Origin of the sequence: Lysinibacillus sp. NPDC056220 (assembly GCF_049315265.1) — a bacterium.
GTDB lineage: Bacteria > Bacillota > Bacilli > Bacillales_A > Planococcaceae > Lysinibacillus > Lysinibacillus pinottii.
In genome coordinates this window covers 537,247-558,601 of the sequence record NZ_JBMOXD010000001.1, presented here as the reverse complement: position 1 = coordinate 558,601, position 21,355 = coordinate 537,247, and the positions used below count along the sequence as shown (strand labels likewise).

The 21,355-nt window shown below is 38.7% G+C and carries 19 protein-coding genes and 1 other annotated feature; of the genes, 18 read left to right on the top strand and 1 reads right to left on the bottom strand.

Translation table 11 applies throughout. The annotated features are described in order from the left end of the window. Nucleotides 1-25: 25 nt before the first annotated feature. From sigG to ileS, 8 genes are all read left to right on the top strand, one after another. A complete protein-coding gene (gene sigG, locus ACOZBY_RS02715) occupies nt 26-799 on the top strand; it encodes an RNA polymerase sporulation sigma factor SigG (protein WP_012293168.1) in 774 nt (257 codons plus the stop codon). A 140-nt stretch (nt 800-939) separates the two neighbouring features. After that, nucleotides 940-1,176, top strand: coding sequence for a PRC-barrel domain-containing protein (locus ACOZBY_RS02710; protein ID WP_031418925.1), 237 nt, complete (start codon nt 940-942; stop codon nt 1,174-1,176). Nucleotides 1,177-1,265: 89 nt separating this feature from the next. Continuing rightward, complete coding sequence (locus tag ACOZBY_RS02705) at nt 1,266-1,970, top strand: YggS family pyridoxal phosphate-dependent enzyme (protein WP_422761434.1); 705 nt, start codon at nt 1,266-1,268, stop codon at nt 1,968-1,970. Further along, nucleotides 1,954-2,451: a cell division protein SepF gene (locus ACOZBY_RS02700; RefSeq protein WP_031418927.1), complete on the top strand. Its 498-nt coding sequence runs from the start codon at nt 1,954-1,956 to the stop codon at nt 2,449-2,451. Before ACOZBY_RS02705 ends, ACOZBY_RS02700 begins: the two co-directional genes overlap by 17 nt. 20 nt (nt 2,452-2,471) lie before the next feature. Further along, nucleotides 2,472-2,753 carry a YggT family protein gene (locus tag ACOZBY_RS02695; RefSeq protein WP_025113856.1) on the top strand — a complete coding sequence of 94 codons (282 nt, stop codon included), beginning with the start codon at nt 2,472-2,474 and terminating at the stop codon, nt 2,751-2,753. A 232-nt stretch (nt 2,754-2,985) separates the two neighbouring features. Further along, nucleotides 2,986-3,774: an RNA-binding protein gene (locus tag ACOZBY_RS02690; RefSeq protein WP_012293172.1), complete on the top strand. Its 789-nt coding sequence runs from the start codon at nt 2,986-2,988 to the stop codon at nt 3,772-3,774. 95 nt (nt 3,775-3,869) lie between these two features. After that, on the top strand, nt 3,870-4,394 hold the full coding sequence (locus tag ACOZBY_RS02685; protein ID WP_012293173.1) for a DivIVA domain-containing protein: 525 nt from the start codon (nt 3,870-3,872) through the stop codon (nt 4,392-4,394). A gap of 100 nt (nt 4,395-4,494) precedes the next feature. Beyond that, nucleotides 4,495-4,722 (top strand) — a binding site (T-box leader). Nucleotides 4,723-4,834: 112 nt separating this feature from the next. Beyond that, a complete protein-coding gene (gene ileS, locus ACOZBY_RS02680) occupies nt 4,835-7,603 on the top strand; it encodes an isoleucine--tRNA ligase (RefSeq protein ID WP_422761431.1) in 2,769 nt (922 codons plus the stop codon). A gap of 111 nt (nt 7,604-7,714) precedes the next feature. On the opposite strand, the gene ACOZBY_RS02675 is transcribed toward ileS, so the two are convergent. Continuing rightward, nucleotides 7,715-8,920 carry an AraC family transcriptional regulator gene (locus ACOZBY_RS02675; RefSeq protein ID WP_036214912.1) on the bottom strand — a complete coding sequence of 402 codons (1,206 nt, stop codon included), beginning with the start codon at nt 8,918-8,920 and terminating at the stop codon, nt 7,715-7,717. A gap of 202 nt (nt 8,921-9,122) precedes the next feature. Between ACOZBY_RS02675 and ACOZBY_RS02670 the strand changes: the two genes are divergently transcribed. The 10 genes from ACOZBY_RS02670 to carB all read left to right on the top strand — a co-directional run bounded on the left by ACOZBY_RS02670 (nt 9,123) and on the right by carB (nt 21,355). Further along, entirely contained in the window at nt 9,123-9,458 is a 336-nt protein-coding gene (locus tag ACOZBY_RS02670; RefSeq protein ID WP_012293176.1) for a hypothetical protein, read from the top strand. Between the two features lie 22 nt (nt 9,459-9,480). Beyond that, the gene (locus tag ACOZBY_RS02665) at nt 9,481-11,049 is read left to right on the top strand and encodes a cation acetate symporter (protein ID WP_012293177.1); all 1,569 of its coding nucleotides are present in this window, start codon (nt 9,481-9,483) and stop codon (nt 11,047-11,049) included. A 163-nt stretch (nt 11,050-11,212) separates the two neighbouring features. Then, nucleotides 11,213-11,692, top strand: a complete 480-nt coding sequence (gene lspA, locus ACOZBY_RS02660) for a signal peptidase II (RefSeq protein WP_080695172.1) — start codon at nt 11,213-11,215, stop codon at nt 11,690-11,692. Continuing rightward, nucleotides 11,689-12,600, top strand: coding sequence for an RluA family pseudouridine synthase (locus ACOZBY_RS02655; RefSeq protein WP_012293181.1), 912 nt, complete (start codon nt 11,689-11,691; stop codon nt 12,598-12,600). The genes lspA and ACOZBY_RS02655 overlap by 4 nt, the downstream gene beginning before the upstream one ends. 241 nt (nt 12,601-12,841) lie before the next feature. Further along, complete coding sequence (pyrR, locus tag ACOZBY_RS02650) at nt 12,842-13,390, top strand: bifunctional pyr operon transcriptional regulator/uracil phosphoribosyltransferase PyrR (protein ID WP_031418931.1); 549 nt, start codon at nt 12,842-12,844, stop codon at nt 13,388-13,390. A gap of 14 nt (nt 13,391-13,404) precedes the next feature. Further along, a complete protein-coding gene (locus ACOZBY_RS02645; RefSeq protein ID WP_031418932.1) occupies nt 13,405-14,715 on the top strand; it encodes a uracil-xanthine permease family protein in 1,311 nt (436 codons plus the stop codon). A 192-nt stretch (nt 14,716-14,907) separates the two neighbouring features. Next, the gene (locus tag ACOZBY_RS02640) at nt 14,908-15,786 is read left to right on the top strand and encodes an aspartate carbamoyltransferase catalytic subunit (RefSeq protein ID WP_036167374.1); all 879 of its coding nucleotides are present in this window, start codon (nt 14,908-14,910) and stop codon (nt 15,784-15,786) included. A 1-nt stretch (nt 15,787) separates the two neighbouring features. Further along, complete coding sequence (locus ACOZBY_RS02635) at nt 15,788-17,065, top strand: dihydroorotase (RefSeq protein ID WP_036167377.1); 1,278 nt, start codon at nt 15,788-15,790, stop codon at nt 17,063-17,065. After that, entirely contained in the window at nt 17,065-18,165 is a 1,101-nt protein-coding gene (locus ACOZBY_RS02630; RefSeq protein ID WP_207889694.1) for a carbamoyl phosphate synthase small subunit, read from the top strand. Before ACOZBY_RS02635 ends, ACOZBY_RS02630 begins: the two co-directional genes overlap by 1 nt. Then, nucleotides 18,158-21,355 (top strand): carbamoyl-phosphate synthase large subunit, encoded by a 3,198-nt coding sequence (gene carB / locus ACOZBY_RS02625; protein ID WP_031418935.1) that lies wholly within the window; start codon nt 18,158-18,160, stop codon nt 21,353-21,355. Before ACOZBY_RS02630 ends, carB begins: the two co-directional genes overlap by 8 nt.

The window sequence follows — 21,355 nt, the reverse complement described above, 5'->3', positions numbered from 1 at the left end:
AGAATAACATCCGGAGGAATCGAATATGCGAACAAAAGTAGATCTTTGCGGCTTAGATACATCGACTTTGCCAATTTTAAAGCACGAAGAAATGAAGGAGCTCTTCATTCGTTTACAAGCCGGTGAAACTGAAATCAGAGAAGAGCTTGTCATGTGCAATTTAAGGTTAGTGCTAAGTATTGTTGGTAGATTTGCCTATAGAGGTGAACAGGCAGATGATTTATTTCAAGTAGGCTGTATTGGCCTCATGAAAGCCATTGATCATTTTGATTTAAAGCATAATGTAAGATTTTCAACATATGCTGTCCCAATGATCATTGGTGAAATTCGTCGCCATCTGCGTGATCATCATGCATTACGAGTATCTCGTTCTTTAAGGGATATTGCCTATAAGGCAATGCAGGCAAAAGAACAGTGGATAACCGAAAATTTGCGCGAACCAACGATTGAAGAAATTGCTGACATGATTGACATGAAAAAAGAAGATGTTTTATTTGCTTTAGATGCTATTCAAGACCCAATGTCATTACAAGAGCCCATTTATTCAGATGGTGGGGACGCTGTTTATATGATGGACCAATTACGTGATGATGATGTATCAGAAGATCAATGGGTTGCCTACGTGTCGGTAAAGGAAAGCTTGCAGAAACTAGATGAACGTCAGCAAATGATCGTGGCAAAACGATTTTATTATGGAGAGACACAAACTGAAATCGCTAAGGAATTAGGGATTTCACAAGCACAAATTTCACGTCTTGAAAAGAATGCAATTGAAACAATGCAAAAAGATTACAAATAAAAAATGCGCATCGAATTATTCGGTGCGCATTTTATCTTCATTCAATGAACAGTTGATACATAAATATAAAGAGACAGCAAAGTTTGGTGATAGAGAAAAATAATTTAGGTGAAAGAGTACTGGATAGAGGAGGTTATTTATTGCGGTTCTCAATGTTACAGCAAAAGGAAGTAATTGAAGCAGGAAATGGACGATTTATAGGATTTGTGGTAGATGCTGAAGTATCGAAAGAAACGGGCTATGTAACAGCATTTTTAATTGCTGAGCCCCGTAAATATCTTGGTTTTTTTAAAGGAGAAGAATCTGTAAGAAAAGTGTATATGAAAGATGTGCTTGTTGTTGGCAAGGATGTCATTCTAGTCAAGGCACTTTCCTAAATAGCTGACATAGGTTAGGCTATTCATTGATAAATCAAGCATTGCTTGTTACAATAAGAGAAACTAATGTTGTAAAGTTGGGAAAAACAGTGACAAAAATCTTAGCAAATTTAAACAAATTAAATGATTTAATAGCAGCAGCAGAAACAAGAGTCAATCGCGAAGCCAATAATGTCCAAATAATAGCTGTGACGAAAGAGGTTTCTGTAGAAAGAACGCAAGAAGCTATCGAAGCTGGATTGACTCATTTAGGAGAAAACCGACCGGAAGGCTTAAATCGTAAAATATCTGCGATTCAAGCTGATGTCAATTGGCATTATATAGGGTCCCTACAAACACGTAAAGTAAAACAAGTGATTAACAGCATTGATTTTTTACATTCATTAGATCGTTTGAGTTTGGCAGAAGAAATTGAAAAAAGAGCAGTAAAGCCCGTTAAATGTTTTATCCAAGTAAACGTTTCTGGGGAAGAATCAAAACATGGTTTAAGCATGGAAGAAGTATTACCTTTTGTAGAATCATTGAGAAGCTTTACAAAAGTCCAAGTTGTCGGTTTAATGACCATGGCACCAAACACAGAAGACGAAACACTTATTCGTTCTGTATTTAAGCAATTAAAACAATGTCAACAGCAAATAGCCGAGCAAGGATTCGCACACGCACCTTGTACCGAGTTATCAATGGGCATGTCTAATGACTTTGAAATTGCGGTAGAGGAAGGGGCTACTTTTGTTCGAGTCGGAACGGCTCTTGTTGGAAATGAAAGAGGGGAACAGGATGAGCATGAAAAATAAAATTAAAAACTTCTTTTACCTTGAAGAAGAACTAGAAGAAGAAATCACGCAAGCTCCTATTCAGCAGCAACAACCCGTACAACAACAGCAACCGATTCATTCAGTAAAGCCTAAAAAAACAATTAAAGAACGTAAGGCATCGATCCATGAAATTGTGCCGCAAAGTACAGCTACTCCTAATAATATTGTTAGCTTGCAAGCTGCGATGAGTTCCAAGGGAGCAAAAGTTGTCTTAATAGAGCCTAGAGTCTATGCAGAAGCACAAGATATCGCGGAACATTTAAAAAATAAACGTGCAGCTATCGTCAATTTACAACGTATTGAACGAGAGCAAGGTAAACGCATTATTGATTTTTTAAGTGGCACAGTCTATGCCCTTGCAGGGGATATTCAACGTATCGGGAAAGATATTTTCCTTTGCACTCCAGATAATGTAGAAGTAACTGGTGAAATTACAAACTTTATTTTAGACGATAATTAATAGCGAGGATTGTAGTTTATATGACTTTTTTTATAATACTTGGTTATGTATCTTTAGCATTTAGGATTTATTCGTTTATGCTAATTGCATATATCTTAATGTCTTGGGTGCCTGCCGCTCAAAATTCAGCCATTGGACGAATGCTTGAAAAAGTGTGTGAGCCTTATTTGGGGATATTCCGAAAGTTTATCCCTCCGCTTGGTATGATTGATATTTCACCAATTGTGGCGATCTTTATGCTGAATTTTATTGAAAGAGGACTTGTTATAGTCATTCAGAAAATATTTCTTATGTTCGTATAGATATAAAATCCTCACGTTTTAGTGGGGGTTTTTTATTTATATGGAGTATAGAAAAAACGTAGCAAAGAAGTGTTGCCCTAAAGCTTTAAGCAGATGTCACAAATTTTAAAGGGTCCATTTCGAGTGAACTAGAAAAAATTTGATGCAATGATGTCAAAGTACCAATGATTGGGAATACTATGTTTATCTAATAATTGAAGCAAATAGGGACGATGAAAGAGGAGACAACAAGATGGAGCACTTGATTCAGCATTTTCGGAAAGATGAGCAACCTTTTATTGAACAGGTAATAAGCTGGCAGCGGGAGGTAGAGGATCGCTATGCACCTAAGCTGACTGATTTTCTTGATCCAAGACAGCGCTTTATAGTGACATCTATTATTGGACAGGATGACTCAATGAATACATTATGTGCAGGGCTATTTAATGAAGCAGAGAGACAACGTATGCTCATTTATCCAGCCTACTATGAGCCTACAGAGAAGGACTTTCAACTGACAGCTTTTACACTTCAGTATCCCGTTAAATTTGTACAATTACGCCATCCAGATGTTTTAGGAGCCTTATTATCATTAGGGTTAAATCGTAGTAAGTTCGGTGATATTCGCGTTAATGACCATCAGATTCAATTTGTCGTTGCACAGGAAGTGGCTGAATATGTGCGTCTACATTTAACTGGCATTGGTAAAGTAAAGGTACATGTTGAATCTCTTAAAGAACAGGAGCCACTCCTTATCAATGAAGAGGAATGGTTAGAGGAATCTTACACAGTTACCTCCATGCGACTAGACGTTATTATTGCAACAGTTTTGAAAGTGTCTCGTCAAAAGGCACAAGCTTTAATTACAGGTAAAAAAGTGCGTGTAAATTGGACAGAGCGTGATGCCGTTGCTTTTGAATTACAAGAAGGGGATATTCTATCGATAAGAGGAAGCGGTCGTATGAAAATAATTATGACAGAAGGCCGTACAAAAAAAGATAAAATCCGTCTACAAGTCGGTCGATTGGCCCAAAAAAGCTAAAAGAAAAGTAAATTTCATTAATTTATACTGCTAAGTTGTCGGAAGAATTGTATAATAGGAAATACGAATGTACACGAAAAGGAGAGAAGGATTGTATGCCATTATCACCTATTGATATACATAATAAGGAGTTTACAAAAGCTTTCAGAGGCTATGCTGAAGATGAAGTAAATGAATTTTTAGATCAAATCATTAAAGATTATGAAATTTTGTTGCGTGAAAAAAAAGAGGTTGATAAGCAACTAGAAATGGCCTTAGAACAAGCGAGGCATTTTAGCACTTTAGAAGAGACCTTACAGAAGTCTATTGTTGTTGCGCAAGAAGCAGCAGATGAAGTGCGAAGAAATTCTCAAAAAGAGGCAAAGCTTATTGTCAAAGAGGCAGAGAAAAATGCTGATCGAATCGTTAATGATGCTTTAACGAAAGCGCGTAAGGTAACGATTGAAATTGATGAGCTTAAAAAACAGTCAAAAGTTTTCCGTAATCGTTTCAAGATGCTAGTCGAAGCTCAGCTCGATTTATTAAATGCGGATGATTGGGATCATTTACTTCAGTATGATATCGATTTAACAGAGATTCAAGCATCTGTAGATGAAGCGCAAGAATCAGAAGATATGTAGCTTTACTTTTCATTGAGATGATCAAATTTAAATGAAACTTGACGCGATTGTTTGAATTTCATATACTTTGTAATAGTAATTATTTTGTACAGACATATGCATAGAAGCAGAGACGAAGACAGTATTTGTTAGGCGTGGTGAAGCGATTTGGGGATAGTGGAAGCCCAAACAAGCAACTAACAATGAATATCACTTCCGAGCTAAATAACTGAAAAAAGTAAGTTATTTCGTGGTGCACGACGTTAATGTGCTTGAAAGAGGTAGTGCAGCCTAATGGATTGTGCTACAAGTAGGGTGGTACCGCGAGTAGAAGCTTCTCGTCCCTTAGTGGGATGAGGGCTTTTTTTATTTGTCCGCGAATCGTTTCAGATAAGTAAGCCTATAACTGTCGTAAGAGAATAGTGTCGATATGCTTTATGTAAATTAAAGGAGGATTTTTTATGGTTGAATACAAAGATACGTTATTAATGCCAAAAACGGATTTCCCAATGCGTGGAAATTTACCAGCAAATGAGCCGAAAATGCAAGAAAAATGGAATGAAATGGATATTAATAAATTGCAGATGGAGCGTACAGAAGGACGTCCTGAATATGTACTTCATGATGGCCCTCCGTATGCAAATGGTGATATTCATATTGGGCATGCATTGAATAAAGTATTAAAGGATATGATTACCCGTCATCGTTCAATGACTGGCTACCATGTTAATTATATTCCTGGTTGGGATACGCATGGTCTACCTATTGAACAAGCATTGACAAATAAAGGTGTTAAACGTAAAGAAATGTCAGTAGCAGCTTTCCGTCAACTTTGTGAAGAATATGCATATGAGCAAATTGACAATCAACGAAATCAATTCCGTCGTTTAGGTATCCGTGGTAATTGGGAAAACCCTTATATTACATTGAAACCTGAGTTTGAAGCTCGCCAAATTGAAGTATTCGGAAAGATGGCGGAAAAAGGGTATATCTATAAAGGCTTAAAACCAGTATATTGGTCTCCGTCTTCTGAATCTGCTCTTGCTGAAGCAGAAATTGAATATAAAGATATTAAATCGCCTTCTATTTATGTAAGCTTTGCTATTAAAGATGCAAAAGGTGTTGTACCAGCAGATGCTAAATTTGTTATTTGGACAACAACTCCTTGGACATTACCAGCAAACTTAGGGATTTCTTTAAATCCTGAGTTTATGTATGTTGTCGTTGCAGTAGCTAATAAAAAATTCATCATTGCAAAAGATTTATTAGAAACTGTGGCAACTGCACTTGAATGGGAAGCGTATGAGGTTATTCAAGAAGTGAAGGGTGAAGTATTAGATCGTATTGTCGCTCAACATCCTTTCTATGATCGTGATTCACTTGTAATGGTAGGCGAGCATGTTACTGCTGACGCAGGTACTGGCTGTGTTCACACAGCTCCTGGACACGGGGAAGACGATTATCATATTAGTAAGCAATATGGTTTAGACATTCTGAGCCCGCTTGATAATAGTGGCTGCTATACGGATGAAGCACCTGGGTTTGAGGGCGTCTTTTATAATGATGCCAATAAACTAGTAACAGAAAAGCTAAAAGAAGTAGATGCATTAGAAAGTCTTGGGTTTATTTCACACTCATACCCACATGATTGGCGTACAAAAAAACCAGTTATTTATCGTGCCACACCGCAATGGTTTGCGTCTGTTGAAGCGTTCCGCGGGGAGCTCTTAGAGGCTGTTAAAGCAACTGCATTTACACCAGCTTGGGGAGAAACACGTCTTTACAATATGATTCGTGACCGAGGAGATTGGGTAATTTCTCGTCAACGTGCTTGGGGTGTACCAATTCCAATTTTCTACGCTGAAAATGGGGAGCCAATTATTACACCTGAAACAATTAGCCATATTTCAGCACTATTCCGTGAGCATGGCTCAAATATTTGGTTCAAAAAAACAGCAAATGAATTATTACCGGAAGGCTTTACACATCCAGGTAGTCCGAACGGTGAATTTACAAAAGAAAATGATATTATGGACGTATGGTTCGACTCAGGTTCTTCACACCAAGGTGTACTTGTAGAACGTGGCATGAAGTACCCTGCTGATTTATATTTAGAAGGCTCAGACCAACACCGTGGATGGTTTAACTCTTCTCTTATTACATCAGTAGCTATTAACGGTTTTGCACCATATAAAGGACTTTTAACACATGGTTTCGTTCTTGATGGAGAAGGTCGTAAAATGAGTAAATCCTTAGGGAATGTCATCATTCCGCAAAAAGTAATGGATCAATATGGAGCAGATATTCTTCGTCTATGGGTTGCTTCTGTAGACTATACTGCTGACGTGCGAATTTCTATGGATATGTTGAAGCAAGTATCAGAAGTATATCGTAAAATTCGTAACACTTTCCGTTTCCTACATGGCAATATTGCTGATTTCGATCCAACAAAAGACCGTGTAGCCTATGCAGAGCTTCGTGAAATGGATCAATATGTATATATGCGTTTACAGGATGTTTTAAAAACTGTTCGTACTGCATATGATCGTTATGATTTCGCTGCTGTATATCATGTTGTGAATAATTTTGTAGCAGTGGAACTATCTTCATTCTATTTAGATATTGCAAAAGATGTTGTTTACATTGAAGGTTCTGACAATAAAGATCGACGTGCTATGCAAACAGTTATTTATGATACGTTGATGACTTTAGTTAAAATTATGACACCAATTATCCCTCATACTACAGATGAAATGTGGTCATACTTACATGCTCAAGGTACTGTAGAGGAAGCTTCTGTTCAATTAACGGATTTCCCAGAGGAAGATGTACAAGCGAATTTTGAAAATCTTCGTGCAAAATGGGAAAAAATCATTGATGTACGTGATGATATTTTAAAAGCATTAGAAGAGGCTCGTAATGCTAAAACGATTGGTAAATCTCTTGAAGCAAAAGTAACAGTATATGCAAAAGAAGATGTTGTGGCATTATTGAACGATGCGAACATTGACTTTGCACAACTATCTATCGTTTCTGCTTTTGAGGTAGCTACAATCGAAGAAGTACCAGCAGATGCTTTGGTACTTGAACATGTATCCATTGTTGTTGAGAAGGCTACAGGTGAGAAGTGCGAACGTTGCTGGTCTATTTCAGAAACAGTTGGTGCGAATGCGGCACATCCTACAGTATGTGCTCGCTGTGCAGAAGTAGTAGAAAAATATTACGCATAAGTGGAATCAGTGAATAATAAGAATCTGCATTCTATGTAGCTTATAAGCAAGTCTCCTTTAGGGGGCTTGCTTTTTTCATGTGGTTTTTGCAGATTCTTGAAAAACTACATCCTACTTAAACAAAATTTCCTTCGTATTGCGGTAGTCTGTTGGCGATATTCCAACATATTTTTTAAAGGTTAGACTGTAATAATTCGGTGTATTAAACCCACAGGTGGAGGAAATTTTTTCGACCGTGTAATCAAACTTTCGTAAAAAGGGTAAAGTCTTGATAATACGTGTAAAGGCAACATAGTCAACAAAATTACGACCCGTTTCTTTTTTAAATAGCCTGCTAAAATGTGTTGGGCTAAAGCTTATATATTTCGCAACTTCACTTATAGAAAGCTGTTCGTCAAAATGCTCTTCTATAAATTGAATAGCTTTTTGAAGCTGTGGATGCTTCGTTAAATCTTCATAATATCGTATATGAATGTTATCAATAGGCGGTTTTCTACGAGCTTTTCGTGCCTGACTATAGGATTCCTTCACTTGCATAGCATCCTGAAATACACCTCCAACCCCCATAAAAAGATGGATACAATGGTCCTTTTTTAGTGTCTCGATGACCTCTAATAAACATGCTTTGCCCTCTGGCCAATGTTTGAATGAGTTATAGTCATTAGGAATTCGCAAAAGAAGAAGCAAATAGCGTTCAAAATGTAAAAAGGACAACGGCGCTTTATCTGCAAATTTCTGTTGAATAACAGTTGTAATGAGGCTACTTGCATCTTGTGGATGAGCTTTTTTTTCATTGACATCGATATAGCCCTGTATTAAGAACACCATATTAGGGATACAGTTAGGCGATAAAAAGGATGCAGATTGAATGATTTCCTGTTCATTATCAATCTCACCGCGTATAAGACGTTTTAAAAATGCTTCTCGAAATGGAGAAGTTTGGTTATGGGATATTTGTTGTGTCAGTTCAAGCATGGTAAGTGTACTAGCCTTTTCTTCCAGATAGGCAGTGTGTAACTTTTTTACAATACGTAAAAATTTTGATTTTTGTAATGGTTTAATGAGAAGTGCAGGTAAAACTAATTCAATTGCTATACCAGTCGAGTAGGTGAGGTGTTCTGTAACAATTGGGACAATTATACTATTAGGATAATTTCTTTTTAGTCGCTTAATCTTAACCCAATCAAATAACCGATTGACTTCATAGACAATAATAGTGTCATCTTCTGGTTTAGGCTCTTTACACTCCATTAAAGCGCTTGGTAAAACTTCTTCTAACCAATCTCTCATTTGTTGCTTATCCAATGAGCTTTCCATAAACCATACCACCTTTAAAATGCTACCAGCCTCCTAAGAATAAAATTGATAGAAATATTTTAACTTAAAATAGCATTTTTTTGTACTAATACAGCAATATTTTATATCTATATTGAAGTTGAAATAGAATAGAATAATTGTAGTGAATAATAATTTGAAATTTCAGATAATTATTTACTGAAATAAAAAGGGGGAGTTGGCTATGGCAGAAGTCGGGAGTCATGATTACGAATATGTGGAGGCAGGCACCATTGATGTAAAGGATCTTCCACCTCTAGATGCGGCGACAAATAAAATTATGAAAGATGAATTTACAACAGGTTTAGGCTTATCGGTATTTTATTTTATATTGATTTTTAGTATCCCAGTTATGAATTGGTTTGCACCGGAATTTGCCTTTAAGAAAATGTGGGGTGGAATGACGGTAACCTGGTTTGTGACAACCGTTGTGATGATGGCAATGGCATTTATTATCGCTTATGTGCATACTTCCATGTACGAAAAGCGCCTAAAAAAATATGATCTAGCCAATAAGTAGTTGAAATAAGGGGGATAAGTGAATGATAGAAGCTCTTTTAGAACCAAAGATGTTAATGACCATTGCATTAATGGGAACGATTGTATACATTACGTATTTAACAAAAAGAAATGCAACAGCATCGGATTTCTTTGTAGGAGGAAGAAGCTTTGGGTGGTTTACAAATGGTTCTGCAATTGGCGGGGATTATTTAAGTGCAGCCACATTCCTTGGGATTGCAGGCTTAACATTTCAACTAGGATATGATGGGGCTTATTACGCTTTTTGTTTCTCCATTGGTTTAACCTTATTAGCTATTTTCGTAGCGGGTCCTTTGAGACGATTTGGTGCATTTACGGTAGCAGATTTTTTGGGGTATCGTTTTCATAGTAAACGTGCACGACTAGTAGCAGTCGCGGTAGTATTAGCCATTTCAGGCTTTTATGCGGCTCCGCAACTATTAGGTGCTGCTCAAATTTTAAGTATGTTTTTTGGCACTTCCTATGAATTTGGCATTATCTTTACATGTGTAGTCATGATTTTTTATGTAGGTATTGGTGGAATGAAAGGAACAACCATTAACCAAGCATTGGAGCTATGGATTCGTCTTGGTGCATTTATTGTCATGTTAGTAGCAGCGGTATATAGTGGTTTGCATTACGATAAAATTCTTGCAGCTATTAATTCCTTTAGCGGTCCTATTTCAGGCACATCCCCATATGCTTTAGATGGGAATGAAGTTAATTTTGATGGTGCTGCTTGGACAGGGACAGGATTTTATTTCCCAACATTTTGGCAAACGATTAGCATGACGATTGGTTTAGCTTTAGGAACCATTGGACTCCCTCATATTTTATTGCGCTTTTATACGAATCCAAGTGCAAAAGCAGCACGAAAATCTGCCCTGATGGCTATAGGAATTGCTAGTACATTCTTTTTTTTAGCCGTTTATTTAGGAGTTGTTGGTCGTTCCATTTTCATTTCGGGAACAGCTAGTGAAGAGGTTATGCGTGATCTTGTACTTGGCGGAAACAATATGGTGATACCAACTACAGCGTTAGCTCTAGGTGGTAAATGGTTGCTGGGCTTAGTTATTGCGGGGGCATTTGCAGCTATTTTCTCTAATCTTTCAGGTCTTTTTATTACAAGCTCTGGGGCACTCGCTCATGATTTATATGCGAACATTATGAAAAAAGACATTACGCAAAAACAGCGTGTCATTGCTGGAAAAGTAGCTATCGTACTATTAGGTATTTTATATGGGGCACTTGGGCTCCTCGTTAAGGATGCATCTATCGGTCATTTAGTGGCGCTCGCCTTTACAGTAGCAGCAAGTACATTTACGCCAATATTTATTTTAGGGATTTGGTGGAGAGGCATGACAGAGAAAGGAGCCATTGCAGGATTACTTATTGGACTTGGCGTATCTATGTGGATGATTTTTTTACCAGGAACTTTACCGAGTTTCTTACAGTTTAAAATTCCAGGAATTGTAACGGTTCCTGTAGGCTTTTTATCCGTTATTATTGTGTCACTATTAGATCGAAAGGTACCTGCTGATGTCAATGAATTTATGAAGCGAGTCCATTCAAAAGAATCTGAAACAGTATAAGACAATAAATTTGGCTATTTCTATTGCTCGAAAAGTGATAGAGATAGCTTTTTTGTATTTTCAAGACATTTGGAATCGCCATATTTTTGATGTGATATTAGTTATTGTGAATGGTGCTGATATGGTAGAATAGGTTAGATGTTGAGCGAACGGAGGAATGTTTGTGTATAAATATTATGGATTGGCTGCCTTTGTCGTATTATTGGATCAATGGACAAAGTGGTTGATTGTGAAAAATATGGAGTATGGTGAACGTATTGCTGTAGTAGATCCATGGTTTGGCATTTTATCACATCGTAATAGAGGTGCAGCATGGGGGATGCTAGAAGGGCAAATGTGGCTCTTTAGCATCGTGACAATTGCCGTTATCTGTGCCATTGTCTATTTTTATCATAAAGAAGCGAAAGGGAAGCCAATTTTTCAAGTGGGCTTAATGCTATTACTTGGTGGAGCAATAGGGAATTTTATCGATCGTTTATTTAGAGGAGAAGTGGTTGATTTTGTAGATGTTTTAATTCCGATTATTCAGTATGATTTCCCAATTTTTAATGTGGCAGATGCTGCGTTGACCATTGCTGTTGTTATACTAATGATTGGCTTGATTAGGGAAGATAAAAAAGAGAAGAAACAGGTGAAACAATGACGGAAGTAACATATACAATCGAAGAACAACAGCAAGGAGAGCGCATTGATAAAGCACTTTCAAGCTTACAATCTGAATGGTCGCGCACACAGATTGGGAACTGGATTAGTGACGGAAATATCAAGGTAAATGGCGATGCTGTGAAAGCAAAATATAAGGTAAAAGCGGGGGACGTTATTGCTATTGATGTACCAGAAGCTGAACCACTTGATGTAATCGCAGAAAACCTAGCACTTGATATTGTTTATGAGGATGCTGATGTTCTTGTTGTGAATAAACCAAAGGGTATGGTCGTTCATCCAGCACCAGGGCATATGACAGGCACGCTAGTAAATGGGTTGATGTATCAATGTAAAGATTTATCGGGTATCAACGGGATTATGCGTCCAGGTATAGTCCATCGTATCGATAAAGATACATCAGGCTTATTAATGGTTGCCAAAAACGATGTAGCCCATGAATCGTTAGTGGATCAGTTAGTCAATAAAACTGTTACTCGTAAATATATTGCTCTTGTACATGGGCATATTGCACATGATAAAGGGACTATTGATGCGCCAATCGGTCGTGATCAGAAAGACCGTCAGAAGCAGGCTATTGTCGATAATGGTAAACATGCTGTTACGCATTTTCATGTGGTAGAGCGCTTTGGTGATTATACGCTTGTAGAATGTCGTCTAGAAACAGGACGAACACATCAAATTCGTGTGCATATGAATTATATCGGTTTCCCGCTTGTTGGGGATCCAAAGTATGGACCGAAAAAGACAATTGATTTTGGTGGACAAGTTCTTCATGCAGCAACGCTAGGCTTCAATCATCCTTCTTCAGGTGAATACTTAGAGTTTGAAACGCCACTTCCTGCTGATTATGAGCAATTATTAAATGAATTACGAAATAGGCATTGACGTATACGCAAAGAAAGTCTATACTAACGACAGTGAATGAACAAACTAATTAAATATTCACCTTTAATAGCAGTCCAGAGAGGCTGAGAAGGGACATGTGATAGTGTTGCAAAAAATTTGTGCTGCAAATTTTTTTCGACATGCTTTTTAAACACGTATACAACCCTCTCAGGCTATTCGCCTCGAGAGGTTTTTTTATGGACACATGCTCACAATAGATTGTAGAGAGGGGGAAACGAATTTGGCTCAAAATGAATTGTTAGATGGCCCATCAATGGCACGAGCATTAACACGTATTGCTCATGAAATTATTGAACGCAACAAAGGAATCGATGAATGTATTTTAGTTGGCATTAAAACACGAGGTGCTTTTCTAGCCAAACGCTTAGCACAACGAATTGAAAAAATCGAAGGTAAACCAATTCGTACTGGGGAGCTTGATATTACACTTTACCGGGATGATTTAACAACGAAACATGAAAATGAACAAGCACATGTTGAGCAAGTTGACATTGAGCATGAAGTGAAAAATCAAAAGATTATTTTAGTCGATGATGTTCTTTATACAGGACGAACAGTTCGTGCAGCACTAGACGCTATCATGGATTTAGGAAGACCTGCTCAAATTCAATTAGCTGTTCTAGTTGATAGAGGACATCGAGAGTTACCAATCAGAGCAGACTACGTGGGGAAAAATGTTCCGACTTCTGGCTCTGAGCGCATCATTGTCAATTTACAAGATGTAGATGGAGAAGATGGCGTTATTATTTATAAAGAAGACGAACAATAAAGTGAGGAAACAAAATGTCAAATGCAGTATTAGATATTAAGGATAAGCCAACCCCACTTCAGCTAGTGACATTAAGCTTCCAGCATATGTTTGCCATGTTTGGGTCAACAATCTTAGTGCCACAGTTAGTAGGTCTTAGCCCTGCAATTGCCCTTTTAACAAGTGGGATTGCAACAATATTCTTCCTATTAATTACAAAATTTCAGGTACCCGCTTACTTAGGCTCCTCCTTTGCCTTTATTGCTCCAATATTACTGGCGGCAGGTGGTTTGAATGAGGATGGCTCCAGTGTAAACCCTGGAAATGCCATGATTGGCGCAATGGCTGTCGGAATCACGTACGGAATCGTATCTTTAATCATTTGGAAAAGTGGTTATAAGTGGATAATGAAAATTTTGCCACCGATTGTAGTAGGACCAGTAATTATGGTTATTGGACTTGGACTATCGGGTACGGCCGTGAATATGGCGATGAATGTTAACGGGGAATATAGCTTTTTACATTTCTCTGCCGCTTTAGTCACAGTCTTTACAGCAATTATCTTCACGATTTTCTTTAAAGGAATTTTAAGTACAATGCCAATTTTGATGGGCTTAATCGTAGGTTATATTTACTCCATGATTGTCGACATTGTAGATTATACACCGATTGCCAACGCAAAATTCTTTGCTATGCCGGACTTCTTGCTACCAGGTGTACATTATGAATTTGAAATCACAACAAAAATTCTACTTGTCATGGTACCAATCGTGATTGTAACGATTTCTGAACATATTGGTCATCAGCTTGTATTAGGGAAAGTAGTTAACCGTGATTACATTAAAGAACCTGGTTTACACCGTTCCCTACTAGGTGATGGACTTGGCACATTCGTAAGTGCACTAATCGGTGGTCCACCTAAAACAACTTACGGTGAAAATATTGGGGTTCTAGCAATTACTCGTGTTTATAGTGTGTACGTTATCGCGGGTGCTGCAATAGTAGCCATCTTACTATCATTCTTCGGGAAAGCAATGGCAGTGATTGCAACTATTCCAACCGCAGTACTAGGTGGGGTGTCCATCTTGCTATTCGGTATTATTGCAGCAAGTGGTTTACGTATGCTAGTAGATAATCATATTGATTTCGGGAATAGTCGTAATCTAGTAATTGCCTCAGTGATTTTAGTCATCGGGATTGGCGGAGCGAAGTTCGTCATTTCAGAATCATTGAGTATTGAAGGAATGGCACTAGCTGCCATCATCGGTGTCCTATTGAATGCCATATTACCAGGTAAGAAAGAAGCCGAAAAACCTGTACCATACAATCAAAATAAAAATTCATAGTAGTACCTTTTAATGAATTGTCCAGAGAGGCAAAAAAAGGGAAGTTGTGGATAGACTAAAGTAAGGATGATTCCCTGCTGTAGTTTGTCACGCCTCCTTATGCCTCGTTGATGACATCAACGGGGCTTTTACTTTATGAAAAGAACGTCATACATAGACGTTCATGACACACAACCTTATGGGGGTCACATGATGAAGAACTTATTATCGATGGAACATTTAACAACAGAAGAGATTCACCACATCCTAGATCTTGCGCAAGCTTTTGAAAATGGTGAAACATCATCGTTATCTCGGACATACAACGTTGCCAACTTATTTTTTGAACCAAGTACACGGACAAAATCAAGCTTCGAAATGGCTGAGCATAAAATTGGCTGTCATATCATTCCTTTCGATGCGGGATTTTCGAGTGTTACTAAAGGGGAGACCATGTACGATACGGTCAAAACTTTAGAAATGATAGGTTTAGATGCAGTCATTATTCGAGCATCAGAGGATGAATATTATAATGAGCTACTAAATGGTATTAATGTAGCAATCATCAATGCAGGGGACGGTGCAGGACAGCATCCATCCCAATCATTATTGGATCTATATACAATAAAAAAAGAGTTTGGGTATTTTGAAGGGCTCAATATTACGATAGTTGGAGATATCTCACATAGTCGAGTAGCAAAATCAAACGCCCATGCATTGCAACGTTTAGGGGCAAAAGTGCACTTCCTTTGTCCAGAAGAATGGGCAGGAGGATTTGAAGCGCATCATTCTTGGGATGATCTAATCGAAATTAGCGATGTCATTATGCTATTACGTGTGCAACATGAACGTCATAAAGTAAATAAAAGCTTTTCGAAAGAAGGCTACCATCAAGAATACGGCTTAACAATAGAACGAGAAAAGCAAATGAAAGAATCAGCTATTATTATGCATCCAGCACCAGTGAATCGTGATGTAGAAATTGCTTCTGAGCTTGTAGAGTGTGGACGCTCTCGAATTTTCGAGCAGGTGCGAAATGGAGTCTATACACGGATGGCAATTGTGGAAACAATTTTAAAGGGGAGAGAATAACATGAAAAAAGTTCTTCAAAATGTACAAATGTTAAATGAACAAGGTGAGCTGCAAACAGTCAATATCGCCATGGCAGAAGGAAAAATTACAGCAATTGGCCAAGAGGTAACGGTAGTAGATGCAGAGGTCATTGAAGGAAATGGCTTTATTGTAGCACCAGGGTTTGTCGATGTGCATACACATTTACGAGAGCCAGGCTTTGAACATAAAGAAACAATAGCGACAGGGTCTGCCTCTGCAGCAAAGGGTGGCTTTACGACAATTTGTGCCATGCCAAATACGAAGCCGGTACCAGATTCAGTGGAAAACATGCAGCTTATTAATGGGCTGATTAAAGAAAGTGCTGTGATTCGAGTACTTCCATACGGTTCACTAACAAAGGATATTTCTGGGGAAGTTCGAACAAATGTGGAGGAGTTAAAAGCATATGGAGCTGTAGCGTTCTCAGATGATGGTGTAGGAATTCAGCTTGCTTCAACCATGTACGAGCAAATGAAGGATGCTGCCAAGCACGACATGGTAGTTGTGGCCCATTGCGAGGATAATTCATTAATTTATGATGGGGTTATGCATGAAGGAAAGCGTAATAAGGAGCTTGATCTTCCGGGGATTCCATCCATTTGCGAATCCGTTCAAATTGCACGAGATGTACTGCTTGCTGAGGCTGCAGGTGCACGCTACCATGTTTGTCACGTATCAACAAAAGAATCCGTTCGTGCGGTAAGAGATGCAAAGGCAGCCGGAATTCGTGTAACAGCAGAGGTTTGTCCGCATCATTTATTACTCGAAGAAATGGATATTCCATCCGATGATGCAAACTGGAAAATGAATCCACCATTGCGTGGGGCTGATGACAAAGATTCGCTGCATGCAGCACTACTAGATGGAACTATCGATTGTATTGCAACAGACCATGCACCACATACAGTGGAAGAAAAATGCTGTGGTATGGTGGGGGCACCGTTTGGTATTGTAGGTTTCGAAACAGCCTTCCCACTACTATATACACAATTTGTTGAAACAGGGAAATGGACTTTAAAACAATTAATAGACTGGATGTCAGTGAAGGCAGCTGAAATTTTTGATCTACCCTATGGCACATTAGCAGTGGGTGCTTCAGCGGATATGATTTTAATAGATATTCAAAAAGAACAAACAATTGATGCAGAAGGCTTTGTATCAAAAGGACGTAATACACCATTTAACGGTTGGGTTGCAAAAGGTTGGCCGGTCCTAACAATTTTTGAAGGAAATATCGTATATCAGGAGGCAGAGTAATGAAAAAACGTTTACTAGTTTTAGAGGATGGCACAGTATTTACAGGTACAGCATTTGGGAGTGATCGCGCTTCACAAGGTGAGGTTGTATTTACGACAGGTATGACGGGATATCAAGAAACTATTTCAGACCCTTCGTTCTATGGTCAAATTGTTACATTGACGTATCCAATGGTAGGAAACTACGGCATTAACCGAGATGATTTTGAATCCATTACGCCAGCTATACGTGGATTTGTTGTACGCGAACTTGCTAAAACGCCTTCTAACTTCCGTTGCGATTTAACGTTAGATGAGTATTTAACATCAAAAGATATCCCGGGTATAGAGGGGATTGATACGCGTAAATTAACACGTATTATTCGTAGTAAAGGATCAGTAAAGGCGATTTTAACAGCGGCCAATGAAGAGGTAAATGTGAGTGAAGTTGTGACGCAACTGCAAGCGACACCAGCTATAACACACCATGTACGTGAAGTATCGCCAAAAGCAGCCTATCCATCACCTGGTCGAGGTAAACGAGTGGTCTTAATTGACTACGGTATGAAACATGGCATCCTTCGAGAATTAAATAAACGTGATTGTGATGTACTAGTAGTTCCTTACAATACATCAGCTGAACAAATTTTAGCTTGGCATCCAGATGGCATTATGCTCTCAAACGGACCAGGGAATCCAGAAGATGTCCAAGAGGGAATAGAAACAGTACGTAACTTAATTGGAAAAGTGCCAATGTTCGGGATTTGCTTAGGTCATCAAATCTTTTCCTTAGCAAGTGGAGCGAAAGCCTTTAAACTACCGTTTGGACACCGTGGTGGCAATCATCCAGTAAAAGATTTACGCACAGGTCGTACAGATTTAACATCTCAAAATCACGGCTACGCTATTGATATCGAATCATTACAAGATACTGATCTAGAATTAACACATATCGCCTTAAATGATGGTACGTGTGAAGGGGTACGTCATAAAAAATATCCAATTTTTACAGTACAATACCATCCAGAAGCATCACCAGGACCAGAAGATTCAAACCACTTATTTGATGAATTTATTGAAATGATGGAAGAAGAAGCAGGGAAGGGGAAACAACATGCCTAAACGTACAGATATTGAAACAATTTTAGTAATCGGCTCAGGCCCAATCGTCATCGGGCAAGCAGCAGAATTTGACTATGCAGGAACACAAGCTTGTTTGTCATTAAAAGAAGAGGGCTACCGTGTTATCTTAATTAACTCAAACCCTGCCACAATTATGACAGATACAGAAATTGCGGACAAAGTTTATATCGAACCGATTTCTCTTGATTTTGTATCTCGTATTTTACGTAAAGAACGCCCAGATGCTATTTTGCCAACACTTGGTGGTCAAACTGGTCTTAACATGGCGATTGAATTAGATAAATCAGGCATTCTAGATGAGCTGGGTATAGAAATCCTTGGTACAAAACTAGATGCTATTCATAAAGCAGAGGACCGAGATTTATTCCGTAACTTAATGTACGAATTAGGTGCTCCAGTACCTGAGTCTGATATTATTCATTCCTTAGACGAAGCGAAAAGATTTGTAGTCAAAATTGGTTACCCTGTTATTGTTCGTCCAGCCTTTACGCTTGGTGGTACAGGAGGCGGCATTTGCTACAATGATCAGGATTTAGAGGAAATCGTAACATCCGGTCTTAAATATTCACCAGTAACACAATGTTTACTAGAAAAATCTATTGCAGGCTATAAAGAGATAGAATATGAAGTAATGCGCGATGCAGTGGACAATGCCATTGTAGTATGTAACATGGAAAATGTTGACCCAGTAGGAATTCACACGGGGGATTCGATTGTAGTAGCACCGACTCAAACTCTCTCGGATCGTGAAAATCAAATGCTACGTAATATTTCATTAGATATTATTCGTGCGTTAAAAATTGAAGGTGGCTGTAACGTCCAACTAGCACTTGATCCATATAGCTTCAACTACTATGTAATTGAAGTAAATCCGCGTGTATCACGTTCTTCTGCGCTAGCTTCTAAAGCAACAGGCTATCCAATTGCTAAGCTAGCAGCAAAAATTGCAGTTGGTTTAACATTAGATGAAATTAAAAACCCTGTAACAGGATCAACCTATGCTTGCTTTGAGCCAGCTCTTGACTATATTGTCGCTAAAATCCCACGCTGGCCATTCGACAAATTCGAATCAGCAAAGCGTAATCTTGGCACGCAAATGAAAGCTACTGGTGAAGTGATGGCACTAGGCCGTACATTCGAGGAAGCCATGTTAAAGGCGGTTCGTTCACTTGAAACAGGTCAAGTACACTTAGAGCTAAAGCACGCTGAAGACAACTCGGATTCTTGGATTGAAAAACGTATCCGCAAGGCTGGGGATGAGCGTTTATTCTTCATCGGTGAAGCATTACGCCGTGGTGTGACAATTGAACAAATCCATGAATGGTCAGCTATTGACTTATTCTTCTTAAACAAATTTAAAAACATTGTAGATATGGAACAAACGCTAGCTGACCATAAAAATGATAAAGAAGTGCTTCGTACAGCAAAACGTTTAGGCTTTGCAGATAAGAAAATTGCTGAGCTTTGGGACACGACAGAAGCAGCCATCTACGCATATCGTAAAGAGCAAGGTATTATTCCTGTCTATAAAATGGTTGATACATGTGCAGCAGAGTTTGAATCTGAAACACCTTACTTCTACGGCACATATGAGGAAGAAAACGAATCCATTAAGTCAGAAAAACCTTCTGTAGTAGTACTAGGTTCAGGACCTATCCGCATTGGACAGGGGGTAGAATTCGACTATGCTACCGTCCATTCAGTATGGGCCATTCAAGAGGCAGGCTATGAAGCTATCATTATCAACTCAAATCCAGAAACAGTGTCTACGGACTTCTCAATTTCCGATAAATTATACTTCGAGCCATTAACAATCGAGGATGTTATGCATATTATCGACTTAGAACAGCCAATTGGAGTTGTTGTTCAATTCGGTGGTCAAACTGCGATTAACCTTGCTGATAAGTTAGCTGCAAATGGTGTGAAAATCCTAGGAACTTCTCTAGAGGATATCGACCGTGCAGAAAACCGCGATAAATTCGAACAGGCTTTACGTGACTTAAACATTCCACAGCCACAGGGTGAAACAGCGGTTTCTACAGTTGAAGCACTTGCCATTGGTGAGCGTCTGGGCTTCCCGGTACTTGTCCGTCCTTCCTATGTTCTAGGTGGACGTGCAATGGAAATTGTTTACAACCAAGAAGAATTACAGCACTATATGGAGAACGCAGTGGAAGCATCTCCAGATCATCCGGTATTAGTGGACCGTTATCTAACAGGGCAGGAAATTGAAGTAGATGCTATCTGTGATGGAGAACATGTATTAATCCCAGGTATTATGGAGCATATTGAGCGCGCAGGGGTTCACTCTGGTGACTCTATATCAGTTTACCCACCACAGAAATTAACACAGTATCAAAAAGATACATTAGTAGATTATACAACACGTCTTGCAAAAGGTCTTGGAATCGTAGGCTTAATGAACATTCAATATGTAATTTCCCAAGGTGAGGTATATGTCATTGAGGTTAACCCACGTTCATCACGTACAGTACCATTCTTAAGTAAAATTACAAATATCCCTATGGCTAATATTGCAACGAAAGCAATTCTAGGGAAATCGATTGTCGAGCAGGGCTATCCAACAGGATTAGCCCCTGAGCAAAAAGGTGTATTTGTGAAAGTACCAGTGTTCTCATTTGCCAAACTACGCCGTGTAGATATAACATTAGGCCCTGAAATGAAATCTACTGGGGAAGTAATGGGCAAAGATGCAACATTAGAAAAAGCACTTTACAAAGGCTTAGTTGCAGCAGGAATGGAAATTCGCACAGAAGGAACAGTATTGTTTACGGTATCTGATAAGGATAAAGAAGAAGCAATCGCATTAGCAAAACGTTTCTCAACAGTAGGCTATCGCATTGTAGCTACTGAGGGAACAGCAAAAGCATTTGAAGCTGCTGGAGTGCGCACGGATGTTGTTGGCAAGATTGGTGCGAAGGGACAAACACTGATTGATTTAATCCAAAATGGCGAAGCTCAGCTTGTCGTTAATACATTAACAAAAGGTAAGCAACCAGCTCGAGATGGTTTCCGAATTCGTCGTGAGTCTGTAGAAAATGGCGTACCTTGTCTCACATCTTTAGATACGGCAGAAGCAATGGTACGTGTCATTGAATCTATGACATTTACAGCAGAAGAAATGCCAAAAGCGGAGGTAGTACACTAA

Excerpts from the sequence above, each read along its gene's own strand:
- ACOZBY_RS02670 (WP_012293176.1), top strand. The coding sequence starts at position 9,123 with ATGGCAGAAGTCGGGAGTCATGATTACGAATATGTGGAGGCAGGCACC.
- sigG (WP_012293168.1), top strand. The coding sequence starts at position 26 with ATGCGAACAAAAGTAGATCTTTGCGGCTTAGATACATCGACTTTGCCA.
- ileS (WP_422761431.1), top strand. The coding sequence starts at position 4,835 with ATGGTTGAATACAAAGATACGTTATTAATGCCAAAAACGGATTTCCCA.
- ACOZBY_RS02675 (WP_036214912.1), bottom strand. The coding sequence starts at position 8,920 with ATGGAAAGCTCATTGGATAAGCAACAAATGAGAGATTGGTTAGAAGAA.
- ACOZBY_RS02695 (WP_025113856.1), top strand. The coding sequence starts at position 2,472 with ATGACTTTTTTTATAATACTTGGTTATGTATCTTTAGCATTTAGGATT.
- ACOZBY_RS02685 (WP_012293173.1), top strand. The coding sequence starts at position 3,870 with ATGCCATTATCACCTATTGATATACATAATAAGGAGTTTACAAAAGCT.
- ACOZBY_RS02655 (WP_012293181.1), top strand. The coding sequence starts at position 11,689 with ATGACGGAAGTAACATATACAATCGAAGAACAACAGCAAGGAGAGCGC.
- ACOZBY_RS02635 (WP_036167377.1), top strand. The coding sequence starts at position 15,788 with ATGAAAAAAGTTCTTCAAAATGTACAAATGTTAAATGAACAAGGTGAG.
- ACOZBY_RS02645 (WP_031418932.1), top strand. The coding sequence starts at position 13,405 with ATGTCAAATGCAGTATTAGATATTAAGGATAAGCCAACCCCACTTCAG.
- ACOZBY_RS02700 (WP_031418927.1), top strand. The coding sequence starts at position 1,954 with ATGAGCATGAAAAATAAAATTAAAAACTTCTTTTACCTTGAAGAAGAA.
- ACOZBY_RS02665 (WP_012293177.1), top strand. The coding sequence starts at position 9,481 with ATGATAGAAGCTCTTTTAGAACCAAAGATGTTAATGACCATTGCATTA.
- ACOZBY_RS02640 (WP_036167374.1), top strand. The coding sequence starts at position 14,908 with ATGAAGAACTTATTATCGATGGAACATTTAACAACAGAAGAGATTCAC.
- carB (WP_031418935.1), top strand. The coding sequence starts at position 18,158 with ATGCCTAAACGTACAGATATTGAAACAATTTTAGTAATCGGCTCAGGC.
- ACOZBY_RS02630 (WP_207889694.1), top strand. The coding sequence starts at position 17,065 with ATGAAAAAACGTTTACTAGTTTTAGAGGATGGCACAGTATTTACAGGT.
- ACOZBY_RS02690 (WP_012293172.1), top strand. The coding sequence starts at position 2,986 with ATGGAGCACTTGATTCAGCATTTTCGGAAAGATGAGCAACCTTTTATT.